The organism is Rickettsia sp., assembly GCF_965035265.1.
The window spans coordinates 1-13,552 of the sequence record NZ_CBCDJS010000029.1; the positions used below are offsets into that span (position 1 = coordinate 1).

Here is a 13,552-nt window from a genome sequence, read left to right on the forward strand (position 1 = left end):
GTTTATGTCATTCCCGCGGAGGCGGGAATCCAGAAAAAAACATTCGAAAGGCTGGATTCCCGCCTCCGCGGGAATGACATATAACACTCTTTACTTCTTCTTCTCAAACTTCCTATTAGCAAACATTGTAAGTATTGGAGCGGAGATAAAAATCGAGGAATAAGTACCAGCTATTATTCCAAAAAATACAAGTACGCTAAAACTACGGATCGCCTCACCGCCGAAAAGAATAAGAGCTAAATTAGCAAGTAGCGTAGTAATTACCGTTAAAATAGTTCTTGATAAAGTCTCATTAATACTTAAATTTATAATTTCTGTGATATTTTTTTTATGATATTTACGTAAATTCTCTCTAATCCTATCATATATTACTACTGAATCATTAACAGAATAACCTATAATAGTTAACACTGCGGCAATAGTACTTAAGTTAAAATCAAGTCTAGTCATACTCATAAACCCAAGAGCAAGTATTACATCATGCACTAAAGCGATAAGTATACCCAGACCAAAATACCACTCAAAACGCACCCAAATATACACCATAATCGCTAAGAAAGAGAACAGCGTCGCCATAGCTCCTGCTTCTATTAGCTGTCTACCCACCTGCGGACCGACAAAATCTACCTTACGATATTCAAATTTATATGGAAAATTATTTTGCAAAGATGCTTTAATTAGCTCAATATTTTTCATGAGATTTTCTTCACTACTACTGCCGAATCTAATTGATAGATCACGCTCACTACCGAAATTTTGTAAGACCACCTCACCTATTCCAAGTTCGCCTAGAACCCCTCGCATTTTTGGCAAATCAGGAGCTTGATCAAGCCTTACTTCAATAACTATACCGCCGGCAAAATCAATACCGAAATCAAATTTATATATACCGATCCAAATAAAGCTAATAAGTGATAAAATAATTGAGAAACTGTAACTGACTTTTTTAAAGTTCATAAAATCAAAATCGATTTTATTAGGCAAAAGTCTTAAAGGATAAATTTGCATTATGATATATTTTGTTGAATAAGGATTATATTTGTATTATATAGTAATTTAAAAAAGGTTAAATAAATTTTTTATGTCAGAAGTAGTAGTAAAAGAACAATTAGAACAATATATAAGCAAAATAGAAAGATTAGAACAAGAAAAAGCTGATTTATCGGAGGAAGTCAAAGATATTTTTCAAGATGCTTCTTCGCATGGGTTTGATGTTAAAGCTATGAAATCTATATTGAAACTAAAGAAATTGGATAAAGATAAGCTTGCCGAACAGGACGCTATGCTTGAACTTTATAGAGATACTTTAGGGATTTGAGCGTACGTCATTGTTACGTATACCGGTTCCTAATTGTCATCCCGCGACTTGATCGCGGGATCCAGTTTAAAAATACTAAAATTATTAGTATTTTAAGTTGCATTTGTGGATACCGTGGTCAAGCCACGGTATGACACTCAACATTCTTAAGCTTCTGCTGCTTTTGCTTTAAGTTTTTTAGAAACATGAACGTATCTTTCCTTAATTCTAGCCGACTTACCGCTTCTTTCTCTTAAATAGTAGAGTTTAGCACGACGAACTACCCCGTACTTTACTACATCAATAGAGTGTACTATCGGCGAGTAAATCATAAAGCGTCTCTCAACACCCTCACCGTGACTAATTTTACGTACTAAAAAAGATGAAGTAATACCACGATTTCTTTTAGCGATAACTACACCTTCATAAGCTTGAAATCTTTCTGTTAGCTTTTCCTTACCGTCTTTTTCAATTGATCTATCGATAATTTTAACGGTTACTTTAACTGTATCACCGGCTTCAAAATCAGGGATCTTTTTATTTGCCGCAAGTTTTGAAATATTTTCTTGTTCAAAACTATCAATAATATTCATTTTATTAACTCCATACTATAAATCTTTAAGTAACTCCGGACGGCGTAATTTAGTAATCATAAGAGACTGCTCTCTTTTCCATTCATTAATTAGTTTATGATTACCGGATAATAAAACACTCGGTACAGCTCGATCACGCCAAATTTCAGGTCTTGTATATAGACCGCATTCAAGCCCCCCTTTAAATTCTCCGTCTTCTTCAAAAGACTCGGAAGATAAGGTATTTTGATTTATCAACACCCCAGGAAGTAGCCTAATTAAGCAATCAAGAATGGTAAGAGTAGGTATTTCTCCGCCGGATAAAATGTAGTCACCCACACTAATTTCCATGATATTATACTCTTCAATTACACGTTCGTCAATCCCTTCGTAACGTCCGCATAAGAATATAGGATTTTGACCCTGTAACATCTCTTTAGCAAAGCTTTGGGTAAAGACTCTACCGCGAGGTGATGGATAGTAAATTTGAGCATTAGGATTTAAAGATAAAGCATGATCTATGCTACTGCCTAGAACATCAGGACGCATTATAAGCCCGCTACCTCCGCCGTAAGCCTCATCATCAACATTTTTGTGCTTAGTTAGACCGAAATCTCGAATATTTATAACGTCATATGACCAAATATTTTTTTTCAGAGCCTGACCTGCTAAAGAATGCCCTAGAGTCCCAGGGAACATTTCAGGAAAAACAGTTAAGATTGTGGCATGAAGTAGGGACATTATTTAGTGTTTTTGTTTTCGTAATGCTTTTTTATATTATAATATCTTCTATAATTTGCTTTGACTCGATCTAATATAACATCTAAGTCTTCTAACGTGACAGAAGTAACATTAAATTTTTGTTTAAAGTAATTTATAATATCATGATGTTCATAGCATATAGCTAATGTTAGAGGCGTATCACCAAAATTTTCAGATTTCTTATGAATATCAGTTAATATATTATTTTCAACAAAAAATTTTACTATTTTTAAATTCCCACCGGCACCACATGCAACATGTAAAGCATTACCTCCGAACCCTTTCTTTTCATAAGTTAAAGGAATATTTTTCTTATATAATAGCTTTAGCAAACGTAACTTTTTATAGCTTACTAAATCAAATATTATAGGAATATTCAAAAAATCCTGTTCATTGAATTGAGCCAGTATTTTTTTATTTCTGAATCACTACCTTTATATATTACTTCTTCAAATTTATAATATAACTGCCAATTATATTTATCGCTCTCATCCTCAGCATCTAAATTTAAATCCATATTTGTATTCATATATTTTAATCACCAACTTTCAGTACTTATTATAAGATATTTTTGTGTAGTGCTTGCCCTGCTAAAGAATGCCCTAGATCCCAGGGAACATTTCAGGAAAAACGGTTAAGATTGTGGCGTGTAATAGAAGCATATTTTTAAAATAGTGCCTAGTACCAATTAATACAATACAATTATAATTTAATTATTTACCCCATCCCCCTGTTCTATAATCTTCTTTTCTTTGCTTTCTAGCAGCAGCTGTTGCACCACTTCTAAATGCTTCAGCTTTTTGTTGATTCGTTTTATAAGCTTGATCGCTTTGTTGTTTTTTAAGTTTCGCTTCCTTATCAGCTGCCATATAACGACTTTTTATTTTCTCTAAGCGTCTCATAGCATCTTTATCTAAACCAACACCTGCTTCTTTTGCTTGCTGCTCTATTTTTAATGCGACCTTATAACCTTCGGCTGCGTTTTTAGCTATAACTTTTCTTCCCATAAAATCCACTTTAGAACCCTGCTTCATTGCATCACTATATGGATTTATCTTATTGTTTTTAATATCCTTTATTCTTTCTTCGACTGCTTTTTTATAACGAGTTTTTATTTTATTTAAGCGTCTTTGAGCATCTTTACTTAAAGTTTCTCCTGCATTTTTTGCTTCTTCTTCTATTTTTAATGCCTCTTTGTAAGCTTTACTGGCCTTCTCAGCCTTTTCATCACTATTGGGGGAAAGAGAAAATGGATTTATCTTATCATTCTTAATATCCTCTATTATTTTTTCTGCTTTCTTTTTATCAAATTTTTCTACCATAACTTTCTCCAAAATTTAAGTTAAAAATATAGCTATAGTTGCATATCTTTTATTTTAAAGAAAGTTAATAAAGAAAATACATTTATAAGTAATCAAAAATTAACTAATTTGTGTTATAAAAACATCAGCACTTCCTCAGCGATGATTAGCTCTTCGTTTGTCGGCACAGCGAAAACTTTAACCTTACTGCTTTCAGCACTTATTAGATGCTCGTTTTTTTGGTTTTTTGCATCATCTATTTTAATACCGAGCCATAAAAGTTTTTCAGTAATCATTTCTCGTATTACAGCGGAATTCTGTCCAACACCGGCAGTAAAAATTAGACAATCAACCCCCTCAAGTGCAGCAGCTAGCTTACCTATTTCAAGTACAATGCGATACACGAATAAATCTATAGCAAATTTAGCATCAGGCGAGTTACTGGCAAGCAAAGTACGCATATCAGAGCTTTCACCGGATATACCTAGCAATCCTGATTTCTTATATAATAACTCGGTTATTTCTTTTGTAGTCATTTTCTCATGATCGATAAGATATAACACTACTCCGGGGTCAAGGTTACCTGTTCTTGTACCCATCATAACACCGTCAAGTACACTAAAGCCCATGGAACTTGTTAAACTGAGACCGTTTTTAATAGCACATAAACTACTACCGCTTCCTAAGTGAGCTATAATAGTCTTTACAGGTAAATCCTCTTTTGTCATTTCTTTAAAATGGCTGCTAACATATTTATATGATAACCCATGAAAACCATAACGAATTACCCCTTTATCATAATATTTTTTCGGTAAACCGAAAGCTTTTGTAATAGGCGGATTGGTAAAATGAAACGATGTATCAAAACATGCTATATGCGAAATTTCTTTATATTTTTGAAGAAATAAATCCAGTACCTGCAAATTATAAGGTTGATGCAAGGGACTTAGAGGTATTAATGCTCTTAAATCTTCGCTAATTTTTTCATTAACAATAACCGGTTTATTAAAATTTTTTCCGCCATGGACAATACGGTGACCGGTTGCAATTAAATTGAGATTCTCTTGTTTTTTCCACCAATCTTCAAAAAGATCAATCATCACTTCAATAGCATCATCTTTAATGTCGGTAGCAGATTCCTGTTTTTTATTTATATGAAATAATATTTTATTATCATTTTTTTCTAAAAAAATATTATAAATTTTATCCTTAACTTTTTTATTCTGAATTTCAAAAATAGAAATTTTCAAACTAGATGAGCCGGCATTAGCTATTAAAATAACATCTTTCATATTATTTACCTGCTTGGATATGTAACTTTGCCTTGGTATGGTTATAAATAAATGAAGCAAGTGCACAGGAAATAACACGCATATCCATAGGGTCGGATCTGCTGGTTAGAATAATCGGCACACGAGCTCCAAGCACGATACCTGCCATAACCGCTTGTCCCAAATATTTCAGCTGTTTTGCAAGCATATTGCCTGATTCAAGATCAGGTACTACTAATATATCGGCATTTCCTGAAACTGAAGAGCTAATACCTTTAGCCTCCGCAGCAAATAAAGATATAGCATTGTCAAACGCAAGGGGACCATCAACTATAGCATTCGTAATCTGTCCACGATCTGCCATTTTTGATAAAGCGGCAGCATCAAGGGTTGTAGGAATTGCAGAGGTTACCGTCTCAACTGCCGATAATACTGCAACTCTAACCTGCTTGTCTTCTTTGATCATATGCATTAAATCAATAGCATTCTGTACTATATCACGCTTATCTTCTAGAGTAGGGCGGATATTAATAGCAGCATCGGTAATAATAAAAGGCTTTGGAAAAGTAGCAACTGCCATTAAAAAAGCATGGCTTATACGACGTTCAGTACGAAGACCATTCTCTTTATGAACTACCGCAGACATAAGCTCATCAGTATGCAGCGACCCTTTCATAATCGCTGCAACTTCTCTTTTCTTTGCAAGCTCTACAGCTTTTTTTGCTGCTTCGTGGCTATGCTCAACATTAATAAGCTGATAACCCTCAAGATCTACATTATTAACTTTTGCTACTGATTCGATTTTATGTTGCGGTCCTATAAGAATCGGTTTTATTACATCAAGTTGTGCTGCTCTAACTGCACCGAGTAATGATTCTTTATCGATCGGATGAACTACGGCAGTTTTAACAGGCTTAAAGCCATCTGCTCTAAGTAATAGATTGATGAAATGCTTTGCTGCTTCATCAAAGTCAGGATCGTTGATTTCTTTTGGAGGAGTGTAAGTAGTGCCTAATTTCTTAGCTAGAATCGCATCTAAAAATGTCTCGTTTATTATATGTTGTTTCTTCATAAACCCCTTAATAATAATTAGTTACTATATATATTATTAAATAATATATAGCCCAATTAATATAGGGAAAACTAATTATTGTTTTTAGTGGGAATTTCTTAAGTGCTATTAACGCAACAGTGTATATACGCAATGTCATCCCGTGGCTTGTCCTCTAGTAGCGGACAATTTTTAAAAGAGTCGTCATTGCGAGCCAGCATTTATGCTGGCGTGGCAATCTCAGGAGTTTTTTATATTATCTTATAAGATTGCCGCGTCGTTGCTAACGCAACTCCTCGCAATGACGGTGATTTAAAAAAACTATTAATTATTTTATTTCATACCTCTCAAATGATCTTCTAATTTTCTTAGTTTTCTACCCTCATTTACTATAGGTTTTACATAGGTTTGCATTTTTGCATTTTCCCTATACTTATTAATCTGATCGATCTGAGCATTTACTTCATCGGTAATAGCTTGCTTTCTATCCTCTATTTTATTTAGCACGTCAGTACTATATTCATAATTTTTAACATCAGCATTAAAGTTATTAAGCTCTTCCGTAATCTTTTGGTCTATTTCAGCTCCCTCAGCGGTATCTTTAACTTTTTGTGCTATTAATGCCGGCATTTCTTCGATCTTGATATCATCTCTTTTGAAATGATCTTTAAGCTCTTTATACGTTTGCTCTATATTTTCCTGAGCTTTCTCATGTACAATATCATAATGCTCTTGGCGACGAGTATATCGATCTTCATCTATAAATTGTGCATGTTTTCTATGAGCGTTATCTATCATATCTCGCATCTGAGAGTCAGTAGCTTTTTCACGCATAAATCTATCGCCCATCATTACCGGTTCACCTTCCTCGAATAACTTACCACGTACCTCATGAATGAGCTTTCTTTGAGCTAATTCTTGATAATATTCCACATCACTCTGTCTACCTGTTTTCTCTAGCCTTGCTAAATATTCAGGAGATAATATATCTGCTTGAGCAGCCAGCGTTTCCTTATTAATATGCATTTGAAGCTCACTAAATTCTCGTGCTTTTTCTTCATCTTTTAATTTTTCGCTATAAGTTCTAAGTCTTGGGTCGTTATATTCAAAATCATGCCATTCGGCACTTGTGAGATTACCCTCATATTTATCACGTAAATCTTTACCAACTATAGCAGTTAATGCTTCTCGCTTTAATCCCGTATAACCGGCATAGATTTTTTCACCTATACCTACACGCTTTTCTTCTTTTAGGTTACGTTTTGTATCAATACGATGTTCCATCTCTTGCCAACTTCTAAGCACTCCTATATTCTTACCAAAGAGACCAACACCTCGCCCTGACATTGCTTGGTGGGCATACTTATAAGCATCTTGATAGTCCTTAGTAAAGCTTGCGTCACTAGCGAGTTCACGTAAGTTAGCATCTTTTAATGACTTATCAAGCTCAGTTTTTTGTTCTTTACTTAAAGCGGCGTAATCTTTCACTCCATATTTATTTGCAGCAATTTTATCTCGAAGCTGAGTAAATTTCATTTGCGATAGTTCTTTTGCTTTTAATTCATTCCCTTTAGGTAAATTCTTTAATAATCCTGAAATACCGTTTTCATAATCCGTAATGGCATTCATTTTTACATCTTTAGAATCTATACCGTATTTTCTTTTAACCTCATTTTGTACGGCTTTATTAGCAGAAGAACCAAGAGCTTGCTTTTCAAGTCTTCCCATCATCATACCCTCAAATCCTTTGGCAACGGACATGCTAGCTTCCTCTACCTTCGCACTTACCCGTGTAGTTATAGGTGCACTTACCGTCTTAGCCACATAACTTAGCGGCCTATTCATTTGTTTTGCAGCCGAATCATAAGATTGCTGATTAACTTTTTGTATGTCTGTTAAATTACCTGAAGTACCGGCAATAAACTGTGCCGCCGATATAGCAGTATCGTTAAATTTACTTAGCAAATAAATAGACACAAAAATTAGTAATATCCCGTCAAGTTGGACAAATTTCCCATTTATAAAGTTACTAATCCTTTTTGCATCTTTAACTAAATCTAAAAACGGTAACTCAATATAGCGTTCCTCTATACACTCATACGCAGAACAGTGCGTAGTACCATCATCTTTTATATAATCTTCAGGAACTAATATCTTTGCTTTGTGGAAATTATTTATACCGCCTTTCATTGGTACGGGGAACCACCAATAAAATATTGAATTACCAAGACTTGGATCTATATCCTCAAGGAAACTACCAAATATTTCATTTATCGGACCTAAATTAGGAAAATCATGCTTACATACAGCAAAACCGAGTGTTGAATATACTTCACTTCTGATTATCATTGAAATAAAAGCGATACCGGCAAATAAAATTATAGGCTGTAATGCGTATGATATTAATTGTCTTAACCAATTCTCAAATAACGAACGAGTTATATTAAACAACATAAAACAAATAAATATCGGCCCCATAATTATAATCATACCGATAGTTATAAGGGCAGTGAGATAGATAATAGTAGCTTTAAATATAAGGAAGAAAATAAAATACAGAGCTATCATATATAGAATGATATATATAAAGCCAAGCCAATCAACAAACAGTAACGAAAATAATTTAGATAAAGTTTGAGGAGAAATAAGTAACCCAAGCAAACTTTGAGAACCCGGACCGGTAGCCGAAGCCTCATTAACTATTTGCAGTATTTGCTGAACCCCATCAATAAAAAATACGAATAAATAATCATGAAAAAATGTCCAAGCTTTACTAGTGCTTAATAATATTGAAACTATACTAACTTTTAATATTCTAACTATAAGTTCGACATGAGTAAGGTTTATATTACCTATTAAAAAGGAAAAGCCCGTAAACATTATATATAGAGTTAAAATAGCCGAGACACTCATCCTATAACCCGGCGTATCAATTATTTGTTGATAAGTTTTCTTTATGATCCCATCGTTACCAAATAATACTCCTTTTATTAAATCTGTTAAAAATTGTAGTGGATCGGGTCTAGTATCACTAACTCCGGACTTTATTACTAATCTATATTGCCCGCTATTATCATCATAAAATTTATCTATAATCTTAAAATAAAGAGGCGATTGAGCATATTTTGACTTATCTTCACCTTTATATTGATAATTTATACCGCCGGCTTTTAAGAATTGTCCTGTACTACTAATACTATAAAAGTCATAGCCTACACTCGAAGTAAGCTCTCCTAAATGCTGAGTTATACCGTCCGGTTTACGCTGTTTATCCGGTGAAATATTAGGATCAGCATTTTTAGCGGCAATAAGAAAATAAAGCCCGACGCCGTCTGTCATTATACATGGAGCATTACTAATCATTGCATCATTTTGACTTGCGGGATTAGGAGTACACATATCAAGCCTAGCATTATCCCAAAAAGTACACGGTTGTAGCTTAACACAAAAAGCAGCCAAAGTAGTTGTATTATTCTTTTGACCGTACCATGGACACCATGCAGATAACTGACCTGAAGTATTTTTATCTCCAAGTATATAATTCCATGGTCTTACCATAACAGTTAACGGATAGCCGTTTACTTTATAAGCACTGTCACGCCACGGTGCTACTTGATCACCCTCCTGTCTTGAAGTAACTTCAGCAGGATCATATCTAGAAGAAACATCAAATTTGATAAAACCGAAATCATCAGGATCAATACAAGTATCACCGCTGCAACCGGAGAGCAGCAGCAATAACGATATTAATAATGTAATAAAAATATTTTTGTTCATTTATTTTTTATGTGTTATTTTTATATTCTTAATTTCAACGTCATTGCGAGGAAATTACGTAAGTAATTGACGAAGCAATCTCAGGAGTTTGTTATTATTTCATGAGATTGCCGCACAGCCTACGGCTGCTCGCAATGACGATTTTCAAGTTAGCTAGGATGACACTAAAATAACCTATACTACTTCCTCTCTTCTTCTTTCTTCGGTACATCATTACGTTCAGATAAAAATTTACTTGTATGTTCACCGCCGCCTTGGGGTTCACTAGCTTTATAATTTTGATCAATTATTTTATCCTTGAAAAGATTTACCGGAGCCATTACGGCACTCTTAATCCTTGAAGGTCCCTTTGTACCATCCTTATTAGTTGGTTTTAGTAATATATCATCCATAACAGCTCCTACAGGATCAGAACGTTCTTGATAATTTCCTGATATTCGTGCCGGTGTAACATTTGTAAGCATTCCGACTACTATATTTACAAAAGTTACTAAACCATATGACATCAAGCAATATGAATAAAATAATAAAGCCGTAGTAAATAATACTAAGAAAGTATTAGCATTATTTGTTAAAATATTAGAACTACTAATTTCCGGAACATCCGGTACAAAGAAAGGTATTCCGGGTAAGAACGGTAATGTAAAAGAGAAATTGATCGGAACACCAAGATTTGTTAAATCAAGCCCTATTTTTATCGGTATAAGAGTATCCCAGCAGGCTCTAACTACCACTTTTAAAAGCTGCTCAGATAAAACCTGATCTATCAATAAAAAGAAAATCAATAATATTGTCGGCTGCACTACATAACTAAGCAATGTCGATATCCAGTTATCAAATAAACTCTTAGTTTTTTCAAATAACATTAATATTATGAAAAACGGTGCTAATGAAATCATAACTGTTACCCCTATGAATGCGATAACATAACCTATTATAACTTCTAAAACAGCTCTAAAATAAGTAATAAGACCATAGATGGTTATAATAGCAATAAATGTTAACCCGTTATGTATTTGTAATAATTCAATAAATAACAACCCCCAAATTCTACCGTTAGTGTATTTATCAAATATAGGATCAATAAAACCAAAAATATTAGATCTAGAGCTTGTAGCACCTACTACGTTAGTTACAAAGAAATCAATACCGTCAGTAAATACACTAAAGAAGTATGTATTAAAGAAACCCCAGCTTTCTTCTCTAATTAAAAAAGCTACTATAGCTATTTTGCATATACGTATTATTACTTCTATAGCAGTTAATTTTAATGCTCCCATAACAAACATTAGTCCAAATATAGTAACATAAAGAGTTAATGCAGCTTTAGCTATATTCTGCACTGCAGAATTTTTAACTAACTTCATATAAAACATTTGACTAAAAGTTCTAAACTGATCGGTAATAGGTTTAATAGCGCCATTATATACTATATCCGAAAACCAAGTTGTACCGGTATAATTAGCATAATTTACACTAACTACCCCTTGTATATTACTATTAGGATTTACTACCCTTAACCATAAATATCCATCTTGCGGTGCATCAGCTGCAAAATTATAATCTACTGGCGTACCGCGAACAGATGAATCAGGTAACGCACCATCCTGTGTTATTACATATTCTAAACTTATATTTTGCTGATCACCCGGACTAATTGAATTTGTTCCGTTACCTATTTCAACAATCATCGCATAACGACCAAAATATAAAAAATTAACTAACCAATCCTTAGACACCTTAGGAGGCGGGGGATTAGGATTAGGTTTATTAGTTATGAAATCATTAAAATCATTATAATTCGAAAAATTTCGACTCCAATCACTCATGAGAGCTGACTCAGCAAACATATTATTTGTTTGCCAATCGCTAGTAAAATCCATAGTACCGCCGCTAGTCGCTTGATAATATATAAAGCTACTTTGAGTACTGCCTGAATTTACAAAACTTTGATCCCGTCCCTTAATAACCTGACCGCCTACTTTAATTGTCATTCCTCTACCTTGATCGTAATAGCAAGCAGGACTAGTATTTAAATTAGAACCCATAGGGCAAGAATTAATTAAGCCCATAAAATTCTGTACTACTCCAACCCTCATAGGTTTGCCGACTAATGCTGCGTTACTATTTATACTTTTATATTTTGTAGCTGAGCCAGTACCGCTACATCCACTTGGTTTGTCAGGATCTCTTGAAGCATCTATAAGATTACATACCTGCTCTGCAGATGAGTAAATTATTCTATTATCAAAGTTGCCAAGGTTGCTTTCAGTATAAAGTGCAGAAGCGGCAAATATCGAACTATCAAGTTCCTGTGCTAAAATATTATCTACGGTACTTGGAAATACTGGAGTATTAGGGCTAAAAAAATTATCTTTACTCACTAAACTAATATTTACTATATCGCCGGCCTTAACTTCAATTCTCGAATTACCGTTAGAATAGTTAAAATATTTAACAGAATCAGACATTTTATTAAATGAAAGTGCATCAAGGTCTTTATCAGGCGGTATAGCTCCCGGTGTTTCACTGTTATTGTCCGTAACAAAACGAGGAAATCCTAAAGCTTCAAATTGTAATTTAGAATAATTATAAGTTTTAATGAAAACTTGCGGCGTACTAAATCTTGGATCAATTCTATATAATACTAGATATTTTCTAGGTTCAGGAGTAATACCTGAAGTAGACCAATTTATTTTTAACAATTTACCTTTCTCAACAGCATTACCTGTTGATTGCCAAGTTCCGGCGGTAGATAAACTAATTCCTATATTACCTTCTTGAAAACTTGTAAATTCAGGCACTTCTAAACAACCGAATAAGCTTTTTAACCCACCAAAACCGGTCGACATCCATGAAAAAGCATCGACAGCTTTAGCTGGCATTGCCATAAACAAAACTAATAAAACTAAACTCTTAAGAATTTTCATAATTTAAATTGTTATCCAACACGTCATACCGTGATTTTTATTTTTTGTCATTGCGAGGAAATTACGTAAGTAATTGACGAAGCAATCTCAGGAGTTTGTTATTATTTCACGAGATTGCCACGCTCCTTTCAGTCGCTCGCAATGACGATTTTTGATTCACTCTCTATCTCGGCAACTCAGGTTTAGGTGGTTCTTCATTTCTCTTCTCACCCCCTTCTTGTGGCATATTTTTTCTATTTTTCTCAGCCTGACCTAACGTTTTATTGCGTTGTTTTAATCGACTTTCCGCTCTGCCGGCGATACCTTGTCTTGTTTTAGCATCCATACCTATTTGGCTTAATGCTTTATTTTCTGCTGCGTCAGACATTGCTGCCCCCATACCGGTAGCTGAAGGTCCGGCAGCACTAGTTAATTTTGCTACCATACGTCCTGAAAATTCAATATAACCGTACATACCGTAAGCAATAATAACCAGAGCTACGATATTTTGCATATTTACTCCCATCATACCTGACATATAATCCATTCCCCAAGGAGCAAACCAATTAATACAGAAGATAGGTACGTTCAGTAATGCAATAGGTAAAATAG

The 13,552-nt window shown here is 34.2% G+C and carries 11 protein-coding genes and 2 pseudogenes; 1 reads left to right on the forward strand and 12 read right to left on the reverse strand.

Features of this window, described 5'->3' with window-relative positions:
• Window positions 1-90 precede the first annotated feature (90 nt).
• Window positions 91-1,008 carry a protein translocase subunit SecF gene (gene secF / locus AC1Z7D_RS02975; RefSeq protein ID WP_482601825.1) on the reverse strand — a complete coding sequence of 306 codons (918 nt, stop codon included), beginning with the start codon at window positions 1,006-1,008 and terminating at the stop codon, window positions 91-93.
• A gap of 73 nt (window positions 1,009-1,081) precedes the next feature.
• Between secF and AC1Z7D_RS02980 the strand changes: the two genes are divergently transcribed.
• Window positions 1,082-1,318: a DUF2312 domain-containing protein gene (locus AC1Z7D_RS02980; protein ID WP_482601827.1), complete on the forward strand. Its 237-nt coding sequence runs from the start codon at window positions 1,082-1,084 to the stop codon at window positions 1,316-1,318.
• Window positions 1,319-1,464: 146 nt separating this feature from the next.
• Here AC1Z7D_RS02980 and rplS read toward each other — a convergent pair whose 3' ends face one another.
• The 11 genes and pseudogenes from rplS to AC1Z7D_RS03035 form a co-directional block, all read right to left on the reverse strand.
• On the reverse strand, window positions 1,465-1,890 hold the full coding sequence (gene rplS / locus AC1Z7D_RS02985) for a 50S ribosomal protein L19 (RefSeq protein ID WP_482601829.1): 426 nt from the start codon (window positions 1,888-1,890) through the stop codon (window positions 1,465-1,467).
• 15 nt (window positions 1,891-1,905) lie between these two features.
• Complete coding sequence (trmD, locus tag AC1Z7D_RS02990; protein WP_482601831.1) at window positions 1,906-2,610, reverse strand: tRNA (guanosine(37)-N1)-methyltransferase TrmD; 705 nt, start codon at window positions 2,608-2,610, stop codon at window positions 1,906-1,908.
• Entirely contained in the window at window positions 2,610-3,011 is a 402-nt protein-coding gene (locus AC1Z7D_RS02995) for an ankyrin repeat domain-containing protein (protein ID WP_482601833.1), read from the reverse strand. Before AC1Z7D_RS02995 ends, trmD begins: the two co-directional genes overlap by 1 nt.
• Window positions 3,008-3,160: a hypothetical protein gene (locus tag AC1Z7D_RS03000; protein ID WP_482601835.1), complete on the reverse strand. Its 153-nt coding sequence runs from the start codon at window positions 3,158-3,160 to the stop codon at window positions 3,008-3,010. Before AC1Z7D_RS03000 ends, AC1Z7D_RS02995 begins: the two co-directional genes overlap by 4 nt.
• A 35-nt stretch (window positions 3,161-3,195) precedes the next feature.
• A pseudogene (locus AC1Z7D_RS03005) lies at window positions 3,196-3,293 on the reverse strand (tRNA (guanosine(37)-N1)-methyltransferase TrmD); the annotation flags it as partial.
• 51 nt (window positions 3,294-3,344) lie between these two features.
• Complete coding sequence (locus AC1Z7D_RS03010; RefSeq protein WP_482601837.1) at window positions 3,345-3,953, reverse strand: hypothetical protein; 609 nt, start codon at window positions 3,951-3,953, stop codon at window positions 3,345-3,347.
• 113 nt (window positions 3,954-4,066) lie between these two features.
• Entirely contained in the window at window positions 4,067-5,224 is a 1,158-nt protein-coding gene (locus AC1Z7D_RS03015; protein WP_482601839.1) for an acetate/propionate family kinase, read from the reverse strand.
• A 1-nt stretch (window position 5,225) separates the two neighbouring features.
• Window positions 5,226-6,275 carry a phosphate acetyltransferase gene (locus AC1Z7D_RS03020; RefSeq protein ID WP_482601841.1) on the reverse strand — a complete coding sequence of 350 codons (1,050 nt, stop codon included), beginning with the start codon at window positions 6,273-6,275 and terminating at the stop codon, window positions 5,226-5,228.
• Between the two features lie 312 nt (window positions 6,276-6,587).
• Window positions 6,588-10,031 carry a TrbL/VirB6 family protein gene (locus AC1Z7D_RS03025; RefSeq protein ID WP_482601843.1) on the reverse strand — a complete coding sequence of 1,148 codons (3,444 nt, stop codon included), beginning with the start codon at window positions 10,029-10,031 and terminating at the stop codon, window positions 6,588-6,590.
• Window positions 10,032-10,210: 179 nt separating this feature from the next.
• Window positions 10,211-12,961 (reverse strand): TrbL/VirB6 family protein, encoded by a 2,751-nt coding sequence (locus tag AC1Z7D_RS03030; RefSeq protein WP_482601845.1) that lies wholly within the window; start codon window positions 12,959-12,961, stop codon window positions 10,211-10,213.
• Between the two features lie 163 nt (window positions 12,962-13,124).
• Window positions 13,125-13,552, reverse strand: a pseudogene (locus tag AC1Z7D_RS03035) (type IV secretion system protein); the annotation flags it as partial.